We start from the raw sequence: 25,922 nt of genomic DNA on the forward strand, positions 1-25,922 counted from the left end.
AAATGAAAAATATTAATATCAAAATTTTAGGCATCCTCACCTTTCTGTTTATTTTGGCAGGTTGTGAGCGTGAAGGAATTGATCCTATAACAAATGTAGAGCCCGGGCAGGATGAAGGAGCTCCGGAAATCAATATAAAATACCCTCAACAGGGCACTGTGATCAAGGAAGTCTCAGAATTTTCTGATATCACTATTGATCTTGAGGTGGAAGACGATATTGAGCTACAGGAGATCGTCGTGCTTATGGATGGAGAAGTGGTAGCCACCTTTACCGAATTCACCGATTACCGTATAGCTCTTAAAACTGTCAATGTTGAAGGCTTAGCTATGGGTGAGCATACTGTTACTGTAAGGGCAACAGATATGGAAGGTAAAGAGACCGTTAAAACTACAACCTTCAGCAAAGAACCTCCATATACTCCAGTTTTTGAAAATGAGATCTTCTATATGCCTTTTGATAAAGATTTTATGGAACTCATTGGGCTGCAAACTCCCGAACAAATTGGGAATCCCGGTTTTTCAGATGATGCTAAAGAGGGAACAGGAGCTTATAAGGGAGCTGCAGATTCTTATCTAAGCATTCCTTTGCCTGAATTAGGAGATGAATTTAGTATCGCCTTCTGGTATAAATTAGATCCAAGTGTGGAGAGAGCCGGAATATTGACAGCGACAGATGATGCTGATCTCAATCAGGGATTCAGATTGTTTAGAGAATCTCAGGGTAACCAGGATACTCAAACTATTAAACTTAATATGGGAATTGGTGAAGACACTGCCTGGAATGATGGAGGCAAAATTTCTAGTGTAGAACCGGAATGGACCCATATTACATTTACTGTGTCTCCCACAGGAACAGCCATCTATTTTAACGGAGTTTTAGAAAGAGCTACGGTGCTCAACAATGTGACGATAGACTGGACAGGCGTTGAAAATTTGGTAATAGGCTCAGGCTTGAATTTTAATGGTTGGGGTCACAACTCCGATCCAAGTTTAATAGATGAACTACGGATTTTTGATGCAGCTTTAACCGCAGAGGAGGTCAATACCATGGTCAATCCTCCTTCTGAAGATATTTCTCTTCACCTGCCTTTTGACGGAAATTTTAACGAACAAGTTACAGGCCGCAGCATTAATGTTGTAGGATCGCCTGGATTTACCGAGGATGCTAAAGTAGGAAGTAATGCTTATGCCGGGGCAGAAGGGGCTTATTTAACCTTCCCTTCTCAAAATCTGTTAAGCGAAGAGTTTAGTGCCACATTTTGGTATAAAGTTGACTCAAGTCCAGACCGGGCGGGTATTATTTCCATTAGTGCTGTAAATCCAGATGGTGCCAATAAAAACAATTTGACCAAAGGCTTCCAGTTATTTAGAGAAGGAAGTGCCGACAGCCAACGTATAAAGGCGAGCATTGGAACCGGAGCAAGTAATAGCTGGAATGATGGCGGATTGATCGATGCTACTGCCGGCGAATGGGTGCATATAGGTTTTGTCATTACTGAAAATAAAAGCAGGATATATATCAATGGTGAACTGGCCACCGAAGCTGCTGTACCCGGTGGTGTAGACTGGACCGGTGCCGATCTTGTTTCTGTAATGTCTGGAGCTCCACGTTTTGTGGAATGGAATCACCTTTCCGATCAAAGTTATATCGACGACCTGCGTTTTTACCGTGTGGCTTTGACAGAAGAAGAAATAGAAGCGGATATGAATAATTGATCATAAGCTTAAACAGTCCTCGAAAATGACATTTTAGAGGACTGTTTTTTCAAAAATTTTTACTAATTCCTATCTCATGAAAAGTCTCTTAAAATACTTTTCCCTCCTTAATATTGTGGTACTTTTTCTGGCTTGTTCAGATGATTCAGGCCCCGGATATCAGGAACCCTACATTCCTGATCCCGGAAACGGAGAGGAACCGGCACCCCAACTTTCAGATGAAGAACTCCTGGACCTGGTGCAGGAACAGACTTTTCAATATTTCTGGGATTTTGCCGAACCAAATTCCGGTATGGCCAGAGAACGGTCTCAGGACGATGCCTATGGAGGGCTGTCTCCAAGATTAGTAACCACAGGAGGTACTGGTCTTGGCCTGGCTTCCTTTCCCGCTGCAGTTGAAAGAGGCTGGATCAGTAGAAATGATGCGGTTCAAAGATTGGATAAGATTCTCAACTTTCTAGAAGATGTGCCCACGTACCACGGAGTTTTTTCTCACTGGTACAATGGTGAGACTGCTCAAACTATTGCCTTTAGCACCATGGATGATGGAGGAGACCTGGTAGAAACTGCTTTGCTAATGCAGGGGCTATTGATCAACAGGCAATACTTTTCAGGAGATGGGGAAGAAGAAACTGCCATCAGGGAAAGAATAAGCGATTTATGGGAAGCGGTGGAATGGTCGTGGTATACAAATGGTCAAAATGTGCTTTACTGGCATTGGTCCCCCACATACAATTTTCAAATGAACCTGCCTGTCAAAGGCTGGAATGAAGCCCTTATTGTCTATGTTTTGGCGGCTTCTTCGCCAACTTATCCTATTGAAAAAGGAGTATATGATGCAGGCTGGGCTTCAAACGGAAGTATGGTCACCAACAGGAACCATTACAATATACAAATGCCACTCGGTCCGTCCTACGGAGGTCCTCTCTTCTTTGCACATTATTCCTTTTTAGGACTTGATCCTAACGGACTTCAGGATCAATATGCCAATTACCGGGAACAGAACGAAGCACATGCATTGATCCATTATAATTACGCCCTCGCTAATCCTAAGAACTTCGAAGGCTATGGTGAAAATGCCTGGGGGCTTACTGCAAGTGACAGCTATGAAGGCTATTCGGCTCACAGTCCTACCAATGACCTGGGGGTCATAGCACCTACGGCAGCACTCTCATCCTTTCCTTACACTCCCCAGGAGTCCATGCAGGCACTTCGCTACTATTATGAAGAATTGGGAGATGAACTGTGGGGGCCTTATGGATTCTATGATGCTTTTTCTGAAGAAAGGAATTGGTTTGCCGATGGATATTTAGCCATTGATCAGGGGCCCATCATTGGAATGATCGAGAATTACAGGACCGGTTTGCTTTGGGACCTGTTTATGAGCAATGAGGAAGTTTTGACCGGTTTGGAAAAATTAGGATTTAGTTACAGCACCCCATAAAGAACGTAAAACATGAAACTTATATACCGAGCTCTTTTTTTCTTTGTTCCATTGCTTCTCGGTAGTTGCAAGAATTCTGAAGAGACGGCCCAGATCCTTACGCAGGAACCGGAACTTACCCAGACTCTCAGCGATGATGAACTGCTGGGCCTGGTTCAGAAGCAAACCCTGAAATATTTCTGGGACTATGCCGAACCTAATTCGGGTATGGCCCGGGAGCGATTTCACCCGGATGGAGATTATCCAAAGAACGATGCTCATGTAGTAACTACCGGAGGTACCGGCTTTGGCCTGATGTCAATTGTGGTGGGAATCGAAAGAGAATTTATTCCGCGGGATTCGGCTGTTGTAAGGCTAAACAAGATAGCAGATTTTCTTGCCGGCACTACTCGTTTCCATGGTGCCTGGCCCCACTGGATCAATGGCGAGACAGGAGAAACGCAGGCCTTCAGTTCAAAGGACAACGGCGGAGACCTGGTGGAGACTTCTTTCTTAGCTCAGGGATTCCTGGTGGTGAGGGAATACCTAAAAAATGGAAATCCAGAAGAACAGGCCGTGGCTCAAAAATATGATGAGCTGTGGAAAGGCATTGAATGGAACTGGTATACCAACAATAAAAATGGACTTTTTTGGCACTGGTCGCCCAATTATCAATGGGAAATGAACTTTATGATCCAGGGCTATAATGAGTGCCTCATTACCTACGTGATGGCCGCAGCCTCCCCAGATCATGCCATTGAGCCCGAAGTTTACCATGAAGGATGGGCAAGAAGCGGGAATATCAAATCCTATGGGGAATCTTATGATCTCCCGCTTATCCTTAAGCACAACACCAGGGGAAATAAAGGAGGTCCGTTGTTCTGGGCGCATTATTCTTATTTAGGTCTCAATCCGAAAGGCCTCGTGGATGAATATGCTAACTATTGGGATCTTAATCGCAATCACTCCCTTATTAATTACCGCTACTGCCAGGAGAACCCAAAAGACTATGAAACTTATAATGAGAATTCCTGGGGCTTAACTGCCAGTTATACCCGCCACGAAGATGGAAGTATAGGATATACGGCCCATTCCCCCGATAATGACCGCGGAGTAGTTTCTCCCACTGCTGCAGTTAGTTCTCTGCCTTATACTCCCGAAGAATCCATGCGCGCCATCCGGCATTTCTATGAAGACCAACACGATTTATTGTGGGGTCCTGCAGGATTTTACGATGCCTACAGTCTGGTAGGTGAACCCTGGGTAGCCGATCGTTATCTGGCTATCGACCAGGGACCGCAGGTGGTTATGATAGAAAATTATCGCACCGGTCTCATCTGGGATCTATTCATGCAGGCACCGGAGGTGAAGAACGGACTTAAAAAACTTGGCTTTACCTATGAAAAATAAAATTCTGTTCATATTGGCATTTTTGACACTCCAGTTTTCTGTGGAAGCACAGGACCGGGAGCTATTCGAACGCGAGAAATTTATTTCTGAAGGAGATACGCTTCGATATCGTATTCTTTATCCGGAAGGTTTTAAGAAGAACAAAAAGTACCCTCTCATCCTGTTCCTGCATGGAGCGGGAGAAAGGGGCGATGACAATGCTGCACAATTAACCCACGGAAGTGATCTTTTCCTGAAGCCGGATGTCAGAAAAAAGTTTCCTGCATTTGTCATTTTTCCACAGGCTCCAAAAGAAGATTATTGGGCTAAAGTGGAAGTGGATAGAGAAGTAAAGCCGTTTGAATTTAATTTTAAGGAGGAGGAAGGGCCTACAACATCCCTACAGTTGGTCATGGCCCTTCTGAATTCTGTTTCTGCCAAAAAATATGTGGATAAAAACCGGATCTATGTGGGCGGCTTATCTATGGGCGGTATGGGTACCTATGAGATCCTTTATCGCCAACCCGAAATGTTCGCGGCCGCTTTTGCCATTTGCGGCGGAGCAGATCCGGCAATTGTGAAGGAATATCCCGTAGGTTTTCCAATCTGGATCTTCCATGGAGGAAAAGATGACGTTGTTCCTCCCGCCTGGTCCAAAACTATGGCACGGGAGATCAACTCTCATGGAGGTAATGCCAAATTATCCCTGTACCCAAACGATAACCATAACAGCTGGGATTCAGCCTTTTCGGAACCTTATCTTTTGCCCTGGTTATGGGCCCAGAGAAAAAATGAACGAAATCATAAATGAAAAAGATTAAGCATATATCCACAGCAGTAGCTCTAATAGTCAGCTTCGTCACTTACGCGCAGGAAGTAGTGCCGGAGACCTATATTAATCCGCTGGACATCGACTATACCTACATGGTCTATAATTCCAGTAAGAATATCTCCTATCGCTCGGGTGCAGATCCTGCCGTGATTGAATTCCGCGGGGAATACTATATGTTCGTTACGCGTTCATTTGGCTACTGGCATTCTAAAGACCTGGTCAACTGGGAGTTCATTAAACCTAAACAATGGTTCTTTGAAGGTTCCAATGCGCCAACGGCTTTCAATTACAAGGATTCCCTGGTCTATTTTGCCGGTGACCCTGCAGGATATGGAAGTATTTTATATACCGATGATCCAAAAAGCGGAAATTGGACACCCACAGCTTCAATCACCAGTAATATTCAGGATTCCGAGTTGTTCATTGATGATGATGGAAAAGCTTATCTGTACTGGGGTTCTTCCAATGTACATCCGCTAAAAGTAAAGATGTTGGACAAGGATGATCGTTTTCTTGAAACAGGCGTAGAAAAGGAATTGATCAATCTTGTGGAAGAAGAGCACGGGTGGGAACGTTTCGGTGAAAATAATTTTCATCCCACTTTAAAGGAAGGTTACATGGAAGGGGCTTCCATGACTAAGCACGATGGTAAATATTATTTGCAATATGCTGCCCCCGGAACACAATTCAACGTATATGCTGATGCCGCGTATATTGGAGAAACTCCTCTCGGCCCGTTTAAATACATGAAGAACAATCCCTATAGTTTTAAACCCGGAGGTTTTGCCAATGGGGCAGGCCACGGAATTACCGTGAAGCAAACCAATGGTCAGTACTGGCATTTTGCGACCATGGCCCTGGCTTCTAATTCCCACTGGGAGCGTCGCCTCGCGATGTGGCCCACTTATTTTGATGATGAAGGCCTCATGTATACCAACACCAGCTACGGGGATTATCCTTTGCATTCACCCGATCATCCTACCAAAGCCGGACTTCACACGGGATGGATGCTGCTGTCATACAAAGGAAATACTACTGTTTCTTCTTCCCGGATGCAGGTTAGAAAAAGCACATCTACAGATGGGGATTACGACATACAGGAGATGCCGCTCGAAAGAAACAGCGAAGGGGAGATCATTTCAAAAGTGCTGACAGATGAAAGCCCTAAATCATTCTGGGTTGCTGAAGCCAATGATGAGGAGCAATGGGTTGAAATTGAAATGTTGGCTCCGGGAGACATTTATGCCGTACAACTTAATTTTCATGATCAGGATGCAGGTATTTACACCCGTACCGAGGGGTTAAGACATAGATTCATTCTAGAGGTATCCAATGATGGAAAGAACTGGAAAACCCTTGTAGACAGAAGTAACAGTTTTGAAGATGCTCCCAATGCTTACCTGCCTTTAAATCAACCGGTAAGAGGTAAATATGTGCGCTACAACAATGTGGAGGTTCCGGGGAATAACCTGGCCTTATCAGAGATCAGGGTGTTTGGTAAAGGTTTGGGAAATAAGCCTGCTAAGGTTAAAGGTTTCAAAGTTGACCGGCAGAAAGACAGAAGGGATGCTGCCTTTAAGTGGGAGCCGGTGAAAGGGGCGCAGGGGTATAATATTCGCTGGGGAATAGCTCCGGATAAATTATACCAGTCATGGTTGATCTACGGCGAAAATGAACATTTTATGCGCAACCTTGACCGTGGGACTAAATATTACTTCAGTATTGAAGCATTCAATCAAAATGGAATTTCAGAAAGAACTGAAATTCAGGAAGTGGAATAAGAAAAGCCAGTTATAATTTTAAAGAATAAAAAAATGAAAAATTTCAATCTATCCGTCGTATTTCTGCTTTTTCTGGGGCTTTCGGGCCTTCACGCACAGGAAAGAATTCCGCAGGTGGAAGCCCTGCTGGAAAAAATGACTTTAGAAGAGAAAATAGGACAGCTTAATCTTCTCACCCCGGGTGGGGGAATAGCCACAGGATCTGTGGTGAGTGAAGACGTGGAAGCAAAGATCAAAGCCGGAAATGTAGGAGGGGTCTTCGGAGTTTCAAGTCCGGAGAGGGTAAGACAGGCCCAGGAGCTGGCGGTAAAGAATTCCCGCCTGGGAATCCCACTGCTTATTGGATCTGATGTTATTCACGGTTATAAAACCACTTTTCCTATTCCGTTGGGACTTTCTTCCAGCTGGGACATGGAATTAATAAAGGAAACAGCAAAAGTGGCGGCAAAAGAAGCTACTGCCGATGGGATCAACTGGAATTTTTCGCCAATGGTCGACATTTCGCGCGACCCAAGATGGGGCCGTGTAGCCGAAGGGGCAGGCGAAGATGCTTATCTCGGTTCACAGATTGCCCGTGCAATGGTGCAGGGTTACCAGCAGGACGATCTTACTGAGCCTCATACCATGATGGCGACTGTTAAACACCTTGCGCTATATGGCGCACCCGAAGGGGGGAGGGATTACAATCGTGTGGATATGAGCCGCACCAAGATGTTCAACGAATATCTGCCGCCTTACAAAGCGGCGGTTGATGCCGGTGTAGGAAGTGTAATGACCTCTTTCAATGACATTGATGGAGTGCCTGCAACAGGAAACAAGTGGTTGCTTACAGACCTGCTTAGGGAGCGATGGGGCTTTGACGGCTTTGTGGTATCCGATTATACTTCGGTTAATGAAATGATAGCCCACGGAATGGGAGACCTTCAGGATGTATCGGCCATGGCGCTAAAAGCAGGTTTAGATATGGACATGGTGGGAGAAGGATTTTTGACAACGCTGAAGAAATCTGTGGAAGAAGGAAGAGTTTCTGAAGAAGAGATCACCACTGCAGCCCGCAGGATACTCGAAGCCAAACATAAACTGGGACTTCTTGATGATCCTTATAAATATTCGGATGCCAGCAGGCCGGAAAAAGATATTTTAACTAAAGAAAACCGTCAGCTGGCACGTCGTGCAGCTACTCAGTCTTTCGTGTTGCTGAAAGATCATAACGACATACTTCCGGTATCAAAAAGGGCAAAAATCGCCCTCATTGGTCCGTTGGCGAACAACCAGTCAAACATGCTTGGTACCTGGGCTCCTACAGGAGATTTTAATTTATCTGTTCCCGTACTTGAAGGTTTTAAAAATGTAGCACCAAATGCACAGATTACTTATGCTAAGGGTGCAAACATTACCAACGACAGCGTATTCGCTAAAAAGGTGAATGTTTTTGGTCCTAAAGTGGAAATTTCCGATCGCTCTCCTGAAGAATTGCTTCAGGAAGCACTTAAAGTCGCAAAAGCATCAGATGTTGTCATTGCCGTAGTTGGGGAAGCCAGTGAAATGAGTGGGGAAGCGGCCAGCCGTACCAATATCCAAATTCCGGAGAGTCAAAAAAGACTTATCAGAGAACTTGTTGCCACGGGAAAACCTGTTGCCCTTGTTCTAATGAGCGGTCGCCCGCTTGATATTTCCGAAGAAATGGGTATGCCGGTAAGCATTTTACAGGCCTGGCACCCAGGAGTGGAAGCCGGGAACGCAATTGCCGATGTTGTTTTTGGAGATGTGAATCCTTCAGGAAAGCTTACCATGAGCTGGCCAAGAAATGTGGGACAGATCCCGGTTTATTACGGCTCCAGAATTACCGGAAGACCTGCTCCCACAGAGGAATTTCAGAAGTTTAAAACGAATTATCTCGATGTACCCAATTCTCCGCTTTTACCTTTTGGACATGGTTTAAGTTATACCACTTTCCAGTATTCAAAGATCAAAGCACACGGCGAAACACTGCGCCCGGGAGACAGTTTGATGATCAGTACCACTGTTACCAATACCGGTGACAGAGCAGGACAGGAAGTAGTGCAGCTTTATATTCATGACAAGGTTAGAAGTCTTACTCCTCCAAAAAAGCAACTTATTGCCTTTGAAAAAATAGCGCTGCAACCAGGGGAATCAAAGACTGTAGAATTTCCTGTGACCGTAGAAGATCTTAAATTCTATAATGGGCAGCTCGAATATGTAGCTGAACCCGGAGAATTCGAATTTTTTGTTGGCGGCACCTCAGATTGTGAGATGCAGGGAAGCTTTACACTGGTAGAATAAATTTATCATCCCCATTGAACGCCTATGTTGCAAAGTCGCAATATCATATTAATTTTCATATTTCTCCTGATTTCCCATTGGAACCCGGCACAGAATGGACTCCAAAAAAGGGATTTTAAGACCTATTGTAATCCAATAGATATTGACTACACCTATGTAGCACATAATTCCTACACCGGAGTGTCTTACAGGGCAGGTGCAGACCCTGCTGTGATCAATTTCAATGGGAAGTATTATATGTTTGTGACGCGCTCTTACGGCTACTGGGTTTCAGAAGATATGAGCAACTGGGAATTTGTCACCCCTCAAAACTGGTATTTCAACGGCAGTAATGCCCCTGCCGCTGCCGTTCATGGAGATAAGGTAATTGTAGCGGGAGATCCCTCGGGCAGTATGGCGGTTATTGAGACTAAAACTCCCGAAGTAGGCGACTGGCAAACCAACTACAGAGTTTTACCCATAGCTATTCAGGATCCGGCTTTGTTTGTAGACGTTAATGGAAGGGTCTACCTGTATGAGGAATCGTCCAATGTTCATCCCTTACATGGTGTGGAACTTGACCCGGAAAAGAATTACCTGCCAATAGGAGAGGAAAAGCCACTTATAACTTTAGACCCGGAGAAGCACGGCTGGGAGCGTTTTGGACAGGACCATTCCTCTGACATGGCTCCTTACCTGGAAGGACCCTGGATGACAAAGCACAATGGCGTTTACTATTTGCAGTATGGTGCGCCGGGAACCGAATTCAATGTTTACGCCGATGGCGTTTACACCAGTAATGATCCGCTTGGGCCGTTTGAGTATGCTCCCTACAGCCCAATCTCTTACAAGCCCGGCGGATTTGTTACAGGTGCCGGTCATGGCAGTACCGTACAGGACAATAACGGTAACTACTGGCACTTTGCAACCATGCCCATTGCCGTTAATTATAAATTTGAGCGGCGAATTGGCCTCTTTCCCGCTGGCTTTGAAGATGACGGGCAAATGTATGTCAATACAGCCTATGGAGATTATCCCCACTTTTTACCGGGAGTAGAGGTGGAGGACCACAAAGACCGCTTCACCGGTTGGATGCTGTTGTCTTACAACAAAGGGGTGACCGCTAATTCGGTTCTTCCTGAGGGAATACAGCAGGAAGTAATAGGTCCGGGCATGAAAGCCATTAAAAGGGAGGCCAACATTGAATATGATGCTTCCAAACTTGTTGACGAGAACATTAGTACCTTCTGGGTTGCCAATGGCAATGACTCTTCCATGCAGGTAAGCCTTGATCTGGGGAAAAAAATGAGGGTGAATGCCGTACAGGTGAATTTTCAGGAGTTCAATGCAGATATCTTCGGAAGGCAATCGGGCCTAAAGCACCAGTTTATTATTGAACATTCTCCAGAGGGAAGGAATTGGAAACCACTGATAGATTATTCAGAAAATATGAGGGATCAACCCCATGCTTATATTGAACTGGAAACACCAACAGATACCCGTTATCTGCGCTATAAAAATGTTGATACGCCAAATGAATACCTGGCTATTTCAGAATTCAGGGTGTTTGGGAAAGGCTACGGAAAAGCTCCTTCGCAACCAAAAAGCTTTGAAGTTGCCCGGCAGCAGGATAGACGTAATGCCAGGGTTAGTTGGAAGACAGAGAAAGATGTTGTTGGTTCGGTGATCTACTGGGGAATTGAAAAGGAAAAGCTAAACAATTCCGTAATGGTCTATGAAAAGGACAATTATGAACTCAGGGCTTTAAACGCAGATCAGGCGTATTACCTTCAGGTAGAGAACTTCAACGAGAATGGAATTTCAGAAAGAAGTAAAATGATCAGAATCGAATAATATGAGGTTTGAAAAACGACGAAAATTTGTAAGCTTACATCTAGACAAACTGGTAGTCCTGTTCGCTTTTTTTGCACTGGTTTCATGTAAAGAGGAGAAACAGGAACAGATTGAGGAGGAGCCAAAAAGGCCGAATATCGTATTCATAATGACCGATGATCATGCTGCACAGGCCATTAGCGCCTACGGTCATCCACTTAGCAAGCTTGCCCCTACTCCTAATATTGACCGTATTGCCAAAAATGGAGCAAAGTTCAACACGAACTTCTGTACCAACTCCATCTGCGGGCCCAGTCGTGCTGTGATCCTTACCGGAAAGCACAGCCATCTTAACGGCTTCAGGATGAACGGGGAGGTTTTTGACGGTTCTCAACCTACCTTACCAAAATATTTAAAAGAAGTCGGCTACCAAACTGCCCTATTCGGGAAGTGGCATCTGCACGGACTTCCTGAAGAATTTGATGAATGGAACATTTTGGTAGACCAGGGAAATTACTATAATCCCGACTTTATCAGGGAAGGCGACACCACCAGAATTGAAGGCTATGCCACAGATATTGTTACCCAAATGGGTCTCGACTGGCTCAAGAGAAATGCCGGAAAAGAGGAACCTTTCTTGTTGATGGTCCAGCATAAAGCCCCACACCGTAACTGGATGCCCGCCTTACGACACCTTACCTTGTATGATAGCGTACAGTTCCCGCTGCCCGAGACCTACTTTATCGAGCATGAAGGTTCCATAGCTTCACAGGAGCAGTTGCAAACCATCTATGATGATATGTATGAAGGGCATGATCTTAAATTAAGCGTGAAAAAGGGGAGTGATTCCCTGGCTCATAATCCCTGGACCAGTGATTTTAACCGCATGACTGCGGAGCAAAGAAGAATATGGGACAATGCCTACCGACCCAAAAATGATGCTTTTCACGAAGCCAATTTAAAAGGGAAAGAGCTGGCAGAATGGAAAGGTCAGCGGTACTTGAGAGATTATCTTTCGACCGTAGCCTCTGTGGATGAAGGAGTGGGCAAGATCCTCGATTATCTGGAGAAGAATGGTCTAATGGAAAATACGATCATCGTTTACACTACAGATCAGGGATTTTATTTGGGCGAAAAAGGCTTTTTTGACAAGCGCTTCATGTATGAAGAATCTCTTGCTATGCCACTTTTAGTGCAGTATCCAAAGGAGATCCCTGCCGGTATAGAGATCGATGCCTTAACTCAAAATCTTGATTTTGCACCTACTTTTCTCGATTTTGCGGGGGCAGAAATTCCTGCAGAGATGCAGGGAAAATCTTTAAGAGGTCTTTTAGCTGAAGGCGAAAGCGGTAAGGATTTTAGAAATGCAATTTATTACCACTATTATGATTTTCCGGCATTCCACATGGTGAAACGTCACTACGGCGTAAGGACAGACAGGTATAAGCTTATGCATTTCTACGATGATATCGATCAATGGGAAATGTACGACCTGCAGGAAGATCCGCGGGAGATCAATAATATCTATGACCATCCCGATTATGCCGAGGTTCAAAAGGAGCTGCATGAGACATTAATTTCTCTGCAGGAGCAGTACCAGGTGACTGAAAAGGAATTCGAGCAGACTCCGCCTGAAAGGGTAGAACGCGCCTACCGCAACTTCGCCCGTCTTGCAGATGACGATGTGCGGAACTATGAAGGTTACTTAAGGAAATATGGTTCAGGGAAGGTGCCGAAGGATGTGAAATAAAGACTGCTGCGCTGCAGGAAATAAGAATCAAGAACCAAGAATCAAGAATCAAGAATCAAGAAACAAGAGACAAGCCTAACTTTGAAGCACCAATTTTACAAGCACCAAATTCCAAAATGGTTTATTGGTTATAAGTTAATGAGTTAATGGGAGATTGAGGAATGTTTGATCTGCGTAGATCTGTGAGATCTGCGGGAAACTTTCAGGATTGCTTTAGCAATGTTTTAAAAAATCTCTGCGGCCTCTGCGAGACCTTGGTGGACTTTGCGTGAAATCAAGGAGTATGGATTTGTCATTCCGACGAAGGAGGAATCTCTTTTCGTAAGATACTTCACTTCGCTGCCGCTCGTTCTGAAAGACAGGAAGATTCTAACTTCGTCCTTCTAAAATCGTATTTCAAAAAGATTCTTCACTTCACTGCCGCTCGTTCTGAATGATCGAATTTTTCTGACCACTGATCACCGACCACTGATCACTATTTCAGCATCTCCGGTGTAGCTACGGTTCTAAACCCAAGATGTTCATGTGAAGAATCCAGGGAATTCTGCATACGCGCAGAAGGTCTGAAACTGGCGCAGTAGGAAACCTGGCAAAGGAAAGAACCACCTTTGATGACCTTTTCGGGCACCTGTGGGTTGTGCGGATTGTAAGGTGCTTTTGCACCTGAAGGATTTAGCAGAGTTCCTTTTTCCAGGGACTCAGCGTAATATTTGGTGTTGTACCAATCCGAAGTGTATTCCCAAACATTTCCTGTCATTTCATAAAGCCCGTAATCGTTGGGTGGAAAACTTTTCACGGGAGCCACACGTTCATAACCATCAGCCAGATTGTTCTCAGTTGGGAAAATTCCGGTCCAGGTATTGGCTTTTTCTTTTATTAAAGTTTCATCATCACCCCATCCAAAAATGGCATTTTTGGCACCTCCTTTTGCGGCATATTCCCACTCAGCTTCGGTCGGCAATCTTCTTCCCGCCCATTCGGCATAAGCAACCGCATCCTCATAAGCTATGTGCACTACAGGATAGTTCTCTTTTCCTTCCAGGTTGGAATCAGGTCCACTAGGATGTTTCCAGTTGGCCCCAATTTTCCATTCCCACCACTGTGAGAAGTCATAGAGATTCGGCACCTTTTTTCCCGGTTTTTTGAATACCAGAGAGCCGGGCTGTAAAATGGAATCATGGGGTTTTGGAGTACCGGGAGGAAGCTGTTTTTTCATCTCCTCCCAATCTATTTCCCGCTCGGCTACTGTTACATAGCCTGTTTCATTGACAAATTCCTCAAACTCCTTGTTCGTCACTTCAGTAACATCCATAAAGAACCCGTCTACAGCAACGGGATGTGCGGGTTTTTCGTGGCCAAGTGCCATTGGGTCATTTTCTACCGCTCCCATGGTAAATTCGCCTCCGGGGATCCATACCATTCCTTCCGGAACTTCAAGCTCGGCGGGTTTTTCCACCATAACTGAAGCTTCTTTTTTACAACCCGCCATCAGCATGAGCAACAGGAAAAATAATGTCTTCTTCATTACAGCTTCTCAAGTTTAATGGCTGAAAGCAGTGACTTACCTGCATTTTCAGCAAACTTCACGGTTATTCCATCTTTGGAATTTACTTTATATGTAATGCTGATCGCCCTGATCTTCCCATAATCCCGCGCCGGATTAAGATCTTGCTGTACCGGCTCTTCGTTGATCAGGATATCAAAACTGCGGACGCTCTCCTCCATTGTTTCTTCTGAAGATGACAGGTTATAAATGAGTGCTTCCGAAGCATTGAATTGAGGTTCGGCTAGCATAACCGTCACCAGATAAATACCTTCTTCCACATCAAATTTATAGGACTCAATTCCTTCCCTCATGGTCTGGAAAAGCGGATCATTTTCAGTTCCCTGTATATCTGAAGCAGTACCCTGGATCTTATTTTTATCCTTTTGAAATACCTCTCCGCCAACATACCCAAAGCTATTCTCGCGGTAAGGTTGATCGGCGATCCAGACTTCTCCCGTAACAGGATCTTTATACTGAACATGGGCTCCCACGTTCACAAGTATTGCTTTTTCATCAATTTTATCTAAAAGATTCTCCCGGAAATGCACCTCGAATACCTGGGAATGAGAAACATCTCCGGCAGTAGCTGTCACTTTATTCTTTCCTTCGGGCAATGGGATCTCAAAAATGGCAATTCCGTCGTTGGTTTCTGCGGAATAAGTTTTATCTCCGCTGCTAAGAGTTACCTGTGGGGCATTGGAGAAAACTGTGATCTCCACCTGTTCATCAGAATGTATATAACGATCTGTAAAGTTCTTTCCTGCTACATAGACCATAGGTTCTTTAAGTAGCCGCGCCTGATAGTTGTAGTAAATATCCTTTTTGCTGCGGTCAAAATTGACAAGGCCTTTTTGGTTGATATACGGCATTGCATCCTGCCGGAAGGAGGATCCAAAATCGGCAAAGTTCCAGGCTGCCATCCCAAAGACATAATCCCGCTCCAGCACCTGGTTGAGGTAACTCCGGTGCAGCTTTAACTGGTAGGCTTCACTGTAATCCCATGGCTGCGGGTCTGTGGTTTGTATTCTTACGTCGGCACCGGGGCCGTATTCTGAAATGAAGAGCGGCCTGTTGGGGTAACGTTGGTGTTGATCGTCCAGGAATTTTCCGAAGCTTTCCAGGCCGGGAGAATACCAGCCAAAATAAAGGTTCCAGCCTATGACATCGGGAATATCGGCAATCCCGCTGGTGTTATATAATTCATTTTCGTGCAGGGCCATCACCGTTAGCCGGTCAGGATCCAATTCCTTGGTTAGCTTTTCAAGTTTTTCGGCCAGTTCTACAGAGGTTTTGATCTTTGCTGCCTTTTCGGGTTCGGTCATTTTGTTGTTGAAAACGAGCCTGATGAAGATCTCGTTCATATGTCCCCACATGATCACCGAAGGATGGTTGAAGAACTGTTTGATCTGTTCCCGTTGCATTTTTAAAGAGACATTGTGGTAAGCATCAGAAGCCGTGACATCATTGATCACCGGCACTTCACTCCAAACCAACAGTCCGAGTTCATCGCAGATCCTGTACACTTCGGGATCCTGCGGATAATGTGCCGTGCGGATGAAATTTGCACCCATCTCCTTGATCATCTCGTAATCCTTCTGGTGGAGACGATCGGGGAGTGCATTCCCTAATCCCTGGAAATCCTGGTGCCGGTTGGCACCTATGAGTTTTATAGGTTCTCCATTCAGAAAGAAGCCTTTTTCAGGATCCACTTCAAACCAGCGAAAGCCGAAATTAGAGCTTAACACATCCTGTGTTTTCCCTTCTGAAATAAGCCTGATCTCTGCCCTGTAGAGGTTGGGAGCTGCAGGAGACCACAGTTTCGGAGATATGATGTCACCTTCAAAAGTGACTTCCACAACTTCTCCGGCCTTTATCCTGCTCTTATTTTTTAAAAGCTTAACGGAATTTCCCTGAGGATCAAAGATCTCAGCTTCTACTGTCACTGCTTCTCTTTTGGCGGTGCTATTCTTAATGCTGCTTTCAATCAAGATCCTGCCATTTTCCGCAGATACTTCAGGAGTTCTGATCAAGAAATTGCCTGTTGCCTCATTTGCAGTCTCAAAATGCAGTTTTGGAGTAGTAATTAGCCATAGGTCCCGGTAAATTCCGCCGTAGAAATTGAAGTCGGCATCAAGGGGAGGGATATCAACATTATGACCGTTGTCAACAACAATCCTGATCTGGTTTTCGGCGCCCGGAATTAATGTTTTTGTGAGATCGAAAACAAAGCCCGTATAGCCGCCGCGATGTTCGCCGACTAGCTGATCGTTAACATATAATGTTGTCACCTGGTTGCTGCCTTCAAACTTCAGAAATACCTGCCTGTTTTCCCATTTTTGAGGAGCAAATAAAGTTTTTGTGTAAGTTCCTTCTCCGCGGAAATATTCCTTGCCGTCCCTGAAAGGGTCTTGAGCATTCCAGGTGTGGGGAAGGTCCACGATCTTTTCGGCATGTGCTTCCGAAGAAAATTTCCAGGCAGAATTGAGCGTTTGTACCTGTCGCTGGGAATAAACAAAACTGTTTAAAAATATTAGGACAAACAACATGGGCTTTGAATAATTCATTGTTATATTATCTTCCGGATTATTTTAGTACTTCTATTTGTAGTTTTTCGCTATCAAGAAAAGCCCGCTTAAAAAATCCAAATACCCTATCCAGGTGATCAAAAGGCATCCCCGCATGTTCATGTTTTCCTCCTTCAAAGCTGTAAAGCAGGTAGGAGGTGTCAAGTTCTTTTAGCTTACTGCTAATCGTTCGGGAGCCATCCAGCATAATATAACCCGGCGCATTAGGATCACAATAATGATGGGGAGCGGTGGCATAAGGAACAAGATTATCTTCTGTTCCGTGAAAAAATACTCCGGGAACTGCATTTTCGGTAGTTATGTACCGAGCGTCTACAATAGCACCGGCGAGGGAGAATACTCCGTCAATGTCTATGGAATTATATTTTGTAGTATTCCCGAACATGAGTCGGGCGTTATAAACTGCATTAAGAACTGCTTCGGCGCCAGCACTGCTTCCGCCCACGATCACCTGCTCAGGATCTATTCGGTACTTTTCTTTATTGTTAATCATAAATTGAACAGCATCCATAAAATCTTCAGCGGCTTTTTTAAAAGTTGCTATTTTTCCGGAAGCTTCATAGTCACAGCCAAAGGATTGACCTTTTCGGGTGAGACGGTAAGAGATCTGGACCGCGACATAACCTTTTCTTGCGGCTGCCTGTGCAAATTTTACCTCGGCTTCATTGGTGCGGGTGCCACCTGCGAATCCGCCGCCATGCATAAAAACTATCAAAGGCCTTGTGTGGGAAGTATCGTTCTTTGGCTGGTAAATATCCAGTTTAAGGTCTTCGCCGTTTTTGACAGCATAGGTTTCTGTCACCGCAGCTTCAGCTTCAAAAATGTCATTTAAGTAACGTTCTTGAGCAGAGCATAAGAAGGACAGGAACAGGAAACTCAGGACTAAAAATTAGCGCATTTCACAAAAAATGTTAGGAGCTCTAAGATAAGTTTTTTCTGAATTTTCAGCAGCTTTAACTTCAGCAAATCCAAGGCTCCAATTGCATTTTCTGGTAATTGCAAAACTGTATTAATATGATAATTCAAAAAAAAAATCTCAGCCTCAGGCAACCTTTTGTAACTTTCACTCGTCTATGTTAATAGAAGGCCTTTAAAAATGTTTGAGTGAAAGTAATTCAACTCTTTAAAAATGATTCTCTGTTGATCAAACGTGCAGCCGCCGGTAACCGGCAGGCACAGCGTAAGATCTATGAGAAACATTCAGGGAAAATGCTTAGCGTTTGCAGGCAGTATGTGAAGGATCTTCAGCATGCCGAGGATGTAATGCTAAATGGGTTTTTCAAGGTATTTGCCCACCTGGAAGATTTTCGGGATGAGGGCAGCTTTGAGGGCTGGATGCGCAGGATCATGATAAGGGAGGCAATCTCTTTTCTCCGGACAGATAAACGTTCATTATTTGCTGAAGATGAGGTGCCTGAAAAGACTGATTTCTCATACACCTTTACTGAAGATTTTAATGCGGCGCACATCCAGGAGATGATCGACAGCCTGCCCGAAGGTTATAAAATGGTGTTTTTGATGTATGCTGTGGAAGGTTACAAGCACTCAGAAATCGCGAAAATGCTGAACATTACTAAAGGAACTTCTAAATCACAGCTTTTTAAGGCCAGAAAGATGCTGCAGGAAAAGCTGAAACAGGAAAACATGACAGAATATGGAATCGGAAAAATTTGAAAATAGGATAAAAATCTTGCTTGAAGAGAGAGAAATAAAGCCTTCTCCTCAAAGTTGGGATCGTCTCGAGCAGCGGCTTGATAAAAAGAAGAAGGTGAGAAAACCTTACCTGTTATGGATTAGTTCCGCAGCCGCCGTGGCCATAATCTTCTTTAGCCTGGGCACATATATTAATGCTCCAGTAGCTTCGGAAGGGCCGCAAGTGGTGGAGCAAACTTTACAAGATCCCATTTTGGAGGAGAAAATACAGGAGCCTGAGGTAATTCAGTTAGCTACTTTAGAAGGTGAAGGAGAGCAAGGGGAAGGAGACCAAAAAGATCCTGAAACAGAGAAAAAATCTTCAGCTGAAAAACCTTCCAAAAATGTCATTTTTGAGACCCCTGTTGGAGATGCTTCCGAAGAAGAAAGTTTGCTGGCTTCAGAAAATACTTCAGAAACAATTGAAGTTGTAAATCCGGAAAATGAATTGCTGCTGGCTGAAAATAAAGAGGAAAGTTCTGAACCTGAAATACCTTATGAAGTAAGTGATACTGAAGTGGAAGCACTCTTATTGCTGGCATCGGCCGAATTAGAATCTGATCCTGTCTTTACCGTAGATTCGGGGGATTTACTGCACCAGGTAGAATATGAACTGGACCAGTCGTTTAGAGAAAAAGTATTTGAGGTTGTAAAAGAAGGTCTTTCCAGGGCAAAAACTGCAGTCGCAAACAGGGATTTTTAATCAAATAATTCATCAATCAATCAATTAACGGGCTTTGTACAGAAGCCCAAAAAACTAAAATCATGAAAAATATTACATTTTTAATGCTCTTAACTCTTTGTTCCTTTATTGTTAATCCTGCTTTGGCACAGGAAAAAACAAACAGCGAAAAGATCGAACAGTTGGAAAAACAAAAAGAGCAGATCATCGCCGAGGAGAAGGAAGCTCTTAAACTCGAAGTAGAAGCAATTAACCGACGTGCAGAAGCTAAGGAGATCGACTGGGAAGAAGCCGAAAAACTCAAGAGCGAAGCCGCAAGAAAACATGCCTTGAACATCCAGAACAGGGTAGCGATAATAGATAACCAGATCGCCCTGCTAACAAGGGAAGAAGGGACCGAGGAATTTGAGTGGGAAGATGAGGAGGAAGATGATGATGATGATCACTGGTACAACAAAAGTAAGTACAGCCGAACTTCCACCCACCTTGTACTAGCTGTGGGATTCAATAATGCACTTACCGAAGACCAGTCTATCAATGATTCTGACTTTAAAGTAGGAGGCAGTCGTTTTTTCGAACTTGGAATTGCATGGAGAACCCGCGTTTTTGAACAAAGTAACTTTATGCGTTTACGGTATGGATTCTCATTTCAGTTCAATGGTTTAAAACCTACAGATAACCGTTTCTTTGTTGAAGATGGAGATCTCACTATGCTGGAGGAATATCCACTTGATCTGGACAAGTCGAAATTCAGGATGGATAATCTTGTATTTCCTGTTCATTTTGAGTTTGGTCCTTCTAAAAAAGTCGAAACTCCGCGCAGTGTTTGGTTTTCAACGCATAACAAACTCAAAATTGGCCTTGGGGGCTACGCCGGTGTAAACCTGGGGGAACGTCAAAAATTGAAATATGAAGAGGATGGAGAAAAGGTGAAGGAAAAGCTCAAGGGAGATTATAATACAAACGACTTTATCTATGGGCTGAGTGGTTATCTTGGCTGGGGAGATGCCTCCATTTATGTGAAGTACGATCTTAATCCTATTTTTAAAGATCCAAACCCCGAGATGCGAAACATTTCTATAGGTCTGAGATTTGATGCGAACTAGGTTTATTTAATAGACCTTCTAAAGTTATGGGACCACCATTCTGCATTTATATTTAGAAGGTTTCGCGAATTTTTTGAAATGAATGAAATATTTTGAAACATGTTCAGGGTGAGATAAAACTGATCTGTTACATCGACTGATAATAGAATTTGAAGGGATTTCCCAATAGGAAATCCCTTCTGTTTTATGGTTATAAAACGTACATTTGAGCAAAATTTCCGCAGTAAAAAAATGATCTCAAAATCTACCATAGACCGTGTTTTTGAAGCTTCCCGCGTAGAGGAGGTGCTTGGCGATTTTGTAAATCTAAAGAAGTCGGGCAGCAATTACAAAGGCCTTAGCCCGTTTAGCGATGAGCGCACACCCAGTTTCATGGTTTCTCCTGTCAAGCAGATATGGAAGGATTTTTCCAGCGGAAAAGGAGGAAATGTGGTGGCCTTTTTAATGGAGCATGAACATTTCACCTATCCCGAAGCTATCAAGTACCTGGCAAAGAAGTACAACATTGAAGTTGAAGAGACAGAGCAGAGCCAGGAGCAAAAGGAGCAGGCAGATGAGAGGGAGAGCATGTTCCTTGTTTCGGAATTTGCTGCAAAATATTTTCAGAACAACCTGCTAAAGACCGAGCTGGGAAAGGCCATTGGTCTTAGTTATTTCAGGGAACGGGGTTTTACAGATGAAACCATCAAGAAATTTAATTTGGGTTACTGCCTGGATGACTGGAACGCCTTTACCAATGAAGCCCTTAAAAAGGGTTACAAGCTGGAATACCTAGAGAAAACCGGGCTTAGTATTGTAAAGGAGGATAAGCAGTTTGACAGGTTTAAAGGTCGGGTAATGTTCCCTATCCAGTCCATGAGTGGTCGTGTGTTGGGTTTTGGGGGAAGGATACTTACTAATGATAAAAAAGCGGCAAAATACCTTAACAGCCCCGAAAGTGATATTTACCATAAGAGCAAAGTGCTTTACGGGATCTACCATGCAAAGCAGGCTATTGCCAAAGAGGATAATTGCTACCTGGTAGAAGGCTATACAGATGTGATCCAGTTTAATCAGGCCGGAATTGAGAATGTTGTTTCCTCATCGGGTACAGCTTTAACGCCCGAGCAGATAAGGCTGATCAACAGGCTTACAAAAAATATAACGGTACTTTTCGATAGTGATGCTGCCGGCCAACGTGCATCCATTCGTGGAATTGACCTTATCCTGGAGCAGGGGATGAACGTTAAAGTTTGTGCCTTCCCTGAAGGGGAGGATCCCGACAGTTTTGCCAAAAAGATTTCCGAAGAAGATATAAGGCTGTACCTGAAAGAAAATTCAAAGGACTTCATCAATTACAAAGCCTCCCTCTTGATGGAGGAAGCTAAGAACGATCCCGTCAAGAAGGCTTCCTTGATTAGGGATATGGTGAGCAGCATTTCAAAGATCCCGGATAATATTCAGCAGGAAGTTTATGTGCAGGAAACCTCCCGCATTATGGATATTTCTGAAGAAGTGTTATTTACCACCCTTGCACAACTTGGAGGTAAAGTCGTTGGGAAGCCAACTTCTAAAAAGACCCAGCAGTTTGAAGTAGTAAGGGATGACCCTGCCCCGCGGGTGAAGGTTGACGAGTTGTATGTGCTGGAGCGAACTATTATTAGTCTTTTGCTGCACTACGGAATGATGGAGGAGGATTTTGAAGACCTGGTCGTTAAGGTAGACGATAAAGGGGAAATTACCCTCGAACCCGAGATGGTAACAGCGAAGGTTTATGAAAAGATCTTCCTCGATTTACAGGAGGATGAAGTAGCATTTGCAAATGAACATTTCCAGAAGATCTATCAACTGATTATTCAAAAATATAACGAGGAGGAAGAATTTTCCATAGACACTTTCATAAATGGTTTGCAACCTGAAAATGCTTCGGAAGTAACGAGTATTTTGATGGATGAAGAGCAATATGTTCTTCATGACTGGGAAAGGATGGAAATATTTGTAAAAGGGAAAAAAGCTGAAATTGGTCGCCTGGTAAATGAGACAATTCTCGCTTTGAGAAGGTATTTGGTGAACCGAAAAATTAATGAACTGAACCGGGAAATAAAAGAAGTTCCCCCCGAGGAGTCCATGGGGATCCTTCAGGATATTATGGATTATATTTCTCTAAAAAAGGTGCTGTCGGGCAAACTAAACCGGGTTATGTAGGTTTTATTTGTAATAAACGGGATTGGTTAATAAGATCGGCAAGGTTATCTACACGTAATTTTTTAAGAAGCCTGGTTTTATAGGTGCTCACGGTCTTTTCATTGATCTTTAAGGCTTCGGCGATATCCTTATTTCTTTTTCCGGTGGAGAGTAGGTTGAGTACTTCAATTTCCCTGGTGGAAAGTTTTTTATAACGGGAAACAAGGTTATTGGATCTTGTAGTTCCCGAATTGATCTTTTCACTAATCTCTTTGTTGAGATAGATTCCTCCCCTGGCCACTTGATGTACTGCCTCAAGAAGAATATCTGTAGAGACCGTTTTTGAAAGATAAGCAGCGGCACCTGCCTTAATCGAGTTTAAGGCGTACATTTCTTCGGGATGACAGCTAAGGATAAGGATTTTGGTTCCGGGATTTTCAGATTTTATAGTTCTTAGAGCTGTAATTCCGTTTATGTCCGGCAAGTCGATCTCGAGGATCAATACATCGGGATTCTTATTTTTAAGAGCCTTGAAAAGATCCTTCCCATTGGTAACTTTCCCTACAACTTCGTACACACCTTCCTTTTCCAAAAGTGAGGAAATTCCCATTCGGGTAATAGGATGGTGATCTGCAATTAAAATTTTAGTCATCGTTCGAATTTTAGCACAAGAAATTTCACAGACTATACTTTCATAACCGTTTAAGTATTAGATTTGAATCGTAAAGTCAGGGGGAGAAGGAAATTTACTACCTTATTCTCTCGAAAAATAATTTTTTCGATTAACTGCAATTATTTCAGGTCAAGAGGGATATGGCAAACCGGGATGGGTTCCATCTTATGTTTGTTAGCCCTATGGCGCATCTTATAGATCCTGAAAACTTCCTGCTGGCGTCCTGAAAAATCTTGTTCGGTTTTTCCTGTTTCAGCTTCCTTCATGGCCCATTCAAGCTCGTCATAACTGGCGCCAATTTGATCTTCATCACTTCTGCTATCGCCAAAAAGACCATCGGTAGGTGCGGCAATTACTATGCTTTCTATCACATCCAGTTCTTTGGCGATTTCGTAAACTTCACTCTTCATAAGATCGGCAAGAGGGCTAAGATCCACTCCGCCGTCACCATATTTGGTAAAAAAACCTACTCCAAAATCTTCTACTTTGTTGCCTGTGCCAGCTACTAGGTAGTTATGGAGTCCGGCAAAATAATAAAGGGTTGTCATTCGTAATCTTGCACGCACGTTTGCCATGGTAAGATGCAGCTTGGGACTTTCTTCTACCAGTGGTACGGTGTTGCTAAATGTGTCGAAGGTTTGAGTAAGATCCACCTGTACATCGGTCACATTCGAAAACTTCTTTTTTAAATGAGTGATATGTTCCTGGGCACGGGTGACCTGCTCGAGTGACTGGTGGATAGGGAGTTCTACGCAAAGAGTCCTCATTCCTGTTTTAGCGCAAAGTGCAGAAACAACAGCCGAATCCACGCCACCACTAACACCAACCACAAAGCCATTCATTTTAGCGTTAGCAGCATAATCTTTTAGCCAGTTTGTGATGTGGTCAATTACTTGTTTAGTTTTCATAATAGTTGGTGAGTTTGTGCCGGAAATAATATCTTTGTTAACAAATATACTTTTTCGGTCAAGTTTCCCGAAATAGCGCGCGTTAAACCATTCTTAATTTGCTCATGCTAAAAAAAATATTTCTTATCTGTCTGGTTGCCACTTTGTTTTCTTGTGCCGAAGATGATAGGAGGGAAGAGGAAATTGCAAATATCGCGGTGGAACTGGATGTTCAAAGATTTGATCAACGTTTTGCACGTGCAACGGCCGATAGTCTTCCTGCTCTAAAAAGGGATTTTTCGTTCCTCTTTCCGCGGCAGTACCCTGATATTCTTTGGGTGGAAAAAATGAATGATACCATTCAGCTGGAATTGAACAAAGCTGTGGCTAATGAATTTCCTAGTCTTAAGAAGACTGAGCAGGATCTTGAAAGTCTTTTTCAGCATATAAAGTATTATTTTCCGGAGCGCAAAATCCCCAAAGTGATTACCCTTACCAGTGATGTTGATTATCGAAACCAGGTTGTATGGGCCGATTCGCTGCTATTAGTGGCCCTTGACACCTATTTGGGCATGGATCATCCACTATATGCGGGCGTGCAGGATTACATCAAAAAGGAAATGCGTAAAGAGCAAATTTCTGTTGATGCTGCCGAGGCCTTTGCACAAACCGTGGTACCGCGACCAGGTTCCCGGGATTTCCTTGCGCACATGATCTACTATGGAAAGATCCTTTACCTAAAAGACCTGTTGGTTCCTTTTAAGACCGATGCACAAAAAATGACATTTTTGCCCGAAGAAATGGCTTGGGCAGAAGCCAATGAAGACCAGGTTTGGAGGTATTTTGTGGAGCGGGAATTGCTCTATTCCTCAGATTCAGACCTGTATACGAGATTCCTTTATCCTGCACCTTTTTCAAAATTTTACCTGGAACTGGATGCCGAAGCTCCGCCGCGTCTTGGACAATTCATAGGCTGGCAAATTGTAAAGCAATACATGGAAAAAAATGATGTTTCTGTAGAAGAGATGGTACAGAAAGATGGAGGAACAATTTTTAAACAATCAAATTATAAACCACAGAAGTAATGGCAATAGCAAAAACATCGAACATCAATATTAAAGTCTCACTGGATGAAAATCGTGTTCCGGAAGAACTTCATTGGAGCGCAGAAGACGGAGGGGTGGAACATCAAGAAGCGAAGGCCATGATGCTGTCCATGTGGGATCCACAGCAAAAGGAAACTTTAAAGATCGATCTATGGACCAAGGATATGCCTCTGGATGACATGAAAATGTTTTTCCACCAAACCCTGGTTACTATGAGTGATACTTTTTATCGCGCTACTCAAGATGAAAAAATGAGGGATACGATGAAGGATTTTTGTGAATTCTTTGCAGATAAAATGGAATTGAAGAAAGAGTGAAAAAGTGGTCAGTATTCAGTGGTCAGTGATCAGTAAGTTTAGCCATCCTTTTACGTGCGGCTCAAAAGTATTTGTGGGTTGGTGGCTGCAAAGATCTTCTAAAAAGGCATTTTTGAAGCTTATTTCTGCGGTAGAAGCGACCAAATTCTGATGTAA

General features: G+C 43.7%; 19 protein-coding genes. 14 read left to right on the plus strand and 5 right to left on the minus strand.

The window, feature by feature from the left end:
• Window positions 1-2 precede the first annotated feature (2 nt).
• From OU683_RS02825 to OU683_RS02860, 8 genes are all read left to right on the plus strand, one after another.
• Window positions 3-1,718 carry a LamG domain-containing protein gene (locus OU683_RS02825; RefSeq protein WP_268134917.1) on the plus strand — a complete coding sequence of 572 codons (1,716 nt, stop codon included), beginning with the start codon at window positions 3-5 and terminating at the stop codon, window positions 1,716-1,718.
• 76 nt (window positions 1,719-1,794) lie between these two features.
• Window positions 1,795-3,162 carry a glucoamylase family protein gene (locus OU683_RS02830; protein ID WP_268134919.1) on the plus strand — a complete coding sequence of 456 codons (1,368 nt, stop codon included), beginning with the start codon at window positions 1,795-1,797 and terminating at the stop codon, window positions 3,160-3,162.
• Window positions 3,163-3,174: 12 nt separating this feature from the next.
• Complete coding sequence (locus tag OU683_RS02835) at window positions 3,175-4,551, plus strand: glucoamylase family protein (RefSeq protein WP_268134921.1); 1,377 nt, start codon at window positions 3,175-3,177, stop codon at window positions 4,549-4,551.
• Window positions 4,541-5,341, plus strand: a complete 801-nt coding sequence (locus tag OU683_RS02840; RefSeq protein ID WP_268134923.1) for a carboxylesterase family protein — start codon at window positions 4,541-4,543, stop codon at window positions 5,339-5,341. The genes OU683_RS02835 and OU683_RS02840 overlap by 11 nt, the downstream gene beginning before the upstream one ends.
• Window positions 5,338-7,143 (plus strand): family 43 glycosylhydrolase, encoded by a 1,806-nt coding sequence (locus tag OU683_RS02845; protein WP_268134925.1) that lies wholly within the window; start codon window positions 5,338-5,340, stop codon window positions 7,141-7,143. Before OU683_RS02840 ends, OU683_RS02845 begins: the two co-directional genes overlap by 4 nt.
• Window positions 7,144-7,176: 33 nt before the next feature.
• Complete coding sequence (gene bglX, locus OU683_RS02850) at window positions 7,177-9,447, plus strand: beta-glucosidase BglX (RefSeq protein ID WP_268134927.1); 2,271 nt, start codon at window positions 7,177-7,179, stop codon at window positions 9,445-9,447.
• Between the two features lie 24 nt (window positions 9,448-9,471).
• Window positions 9,472-11,280 (plus strand): family 43 glycosylhydrolase, encoded by a 1,809-nt coding sequence (locus OU683_RS02855; protein ID WP_268134929.1) that lies wholly within the window; start codon window positions 9,472-9,474, stop codon window positions 11,278-11,280.
• A gap of 1 nt (window position 11,281) precedes the next feature.
• Window positions 11,282-13,009 carry a sulfatase family protein gene (locus tag OU683_RS02860; RefSeq protein WP_268134931.1) on the plus strand — a complete coding sequence of 576 codons (1,728 nt, stop codon included), beginning with the start codon at window positions 11,282-11,284 and terminating at the stop codon, window positions 13,007-13,009.
• Window positions 13,010-13,484: 475 nt separating this feature from the next.
• Here OU683_RS02860 and OU683_RS02865 read toward each other — a convergent pair whose 3' ends face one another.
• The 3 genes from OU683_RS02865 to OU683_RS02875 are packed head-to-tail and all read right to left on the minus strand — an operon-like array spanning window position 13,485 to window position 17,942.
• Complete coding sequence (locus tag OU683_RS02865; protein WP_268134933.1) at window positions 13,485-14,534, minus strand: formylglycine-generating enzyme family protein; 1,050 nt, start codon at window positions 14,532-14,534, stop codon at window positions 13,485-13,487.
• Window positions 14,534-17,119, minus strand: a complete 2,586-nt coding sequence (locus OU683_RS02870) for a glycoside hydrolase family 2 TIM barrel-domain containing protein (RefSeq protein ID WP_268134935.1) — start codon at window positions 17,117-17,119, stop codon at window positions 14,534-14,536. Before OU683_RS02870 ends, OU683_RS02865 begins: the two co-directional genes overlap by 1 nt.
• Window positions 17,120-17,138: 19 nt before the next feature.
• Window positions 17,139-17,942, minus strand: coding sequence for an alpha/beta hydrolase (locus tag OU683_RS02875; RefSeq protein ID WP_268134937.1), 804 nt, complete (start codon window positions 17,940-17,942; stop codon window positions 17,139-17,141).
• A 302-nt stretch (window positions 17,943-18,244) separates the two neighbouring features.
• Between OU683_RS02875 and OU683_RS02880 the strand changes: the two genes are divergently transcribed.
• The 4 genes from OU683_RS02880 to dnaG all read left to right on the plus strand — a co-directional run bounded on the left by OU683_RS02880 (window position 18,245) and on the right by dnaG (window position 22,804).
• Complete coding sequence (locus OU683_RS02880; protein ID WP_268134939.1) at window positions 18,245-18,814, plus strand: RNA polymerase sigma factor; 570 nt, start codon at window positions 18,245-18,247, stop codon at window positions 18,812-18,814.
• Window positions 18,795-19,535: a hypothetical protein gene (locus OU683_RS02885; RefSeq protein ID WP_268134941.1), complete on the plus strand. Its 741-nt coding sequence runs from the start codon at window positions 18,795-18,797 to the stop codon at window positions 19,533-19,535. The genes OU683_RS02880 and OU683_RS02885 overlap by 20 nt, the downstream gene beginning before the upstream one ends.
• Before the next feature lie 62 nt (window positions 19,536-19,597).
• Complete coding sequence (locus OU683_RS02890; protein ID WP_268134943.1) at window positions 19,598-20,620, plus strand: hypothetical protein; 1,023 nt, start codon at window positions 19,598-19,600, stop codon at window positions 20,618-20,620.
• 231 nt (window positions 20,621-20,851) lie between these two features.
• Window positions 20,852-22,804 (plus strand): DNA primase, encoded by a 1,953-nt coding sequence (gene dnaG / locus OU683_RS02895; RefSeq protein ID WP_268134945.1) that lies wholly within the window; start codon window positions 20,852-20,854, stop codon window positions 22,802-22,804.
• On the opposite strand, the gene OU683_RS02900 is transcribed toward dnaG, so the two are convergent.
• Both OU683_RS02900 and nadE read right to left on the minus strand, forming a co-directional pair.
• Window positions 22,797-23,435, minus strand: a complete 639-nt coding sequence (locus tag OU683_RS02900) for a response regulator transcription factor (protein ID WP_268134947.1) — start codon at window positions 23,433-23,435, stop codon at window positions 22,797-22,799. The genes dnaG and OU683_RS02900 overlap by 8 nt on opposite strands.
• A 140-nt stretch (window positions 23,436-23,575) precedes the next feature.
• Window positions 23,576-24,364 (minus strand): NAD(+) synthase, encoded by a 789-nt coding sequence (gene nadE / locus OU683_RS02905; RefSeq protein WP_268134949.1) that lies wholly within the window; start codon window positions 24,362-24,364, stop codon window positions 23,576-23,578.
• Window positions 24,365-24,468: 104 nt separating this feature from the next.
• Between nadE and gldB the strand changes: the two genes are divergently transcribed.
• Window positions 24,469-25,428: a gliding motility lipoprotein GldB gene (gene gldB, locus OU683_RS02910; protein WP_268134951.1), complete on the plus strand. Its 960-nt coding sequence runs from the start codon at window positions 24,469-24,471 to the stop codon at window positions 25,426-25,428.
• A complete protein-coding gene (gene gldC / locus OU683_RS02915) occupies window positions 25,428-25,766 on the plus strand; it encodes a gliding motility protein GldC (RefSeq protein ID WP_268134953.1) in 339 nt (112 codons plus the stop codon). The genes gldB and gldC overlap by 1 nt, the downstream gene beginning before the upstream one ends.
• The last annotated feature ends 156 nt before the right edge of the window (window positions 25,767-25,922 follow it).

Origin of the sequence: Salinimicrobium sp. TH3, assembly GCF_026676115.1 — a bacterium.
GTDB lineage: Bacteria > Bacteroidota > Bacteroidia > Flavobacteriales > Flavobacteriaceae > Salinimicrobium.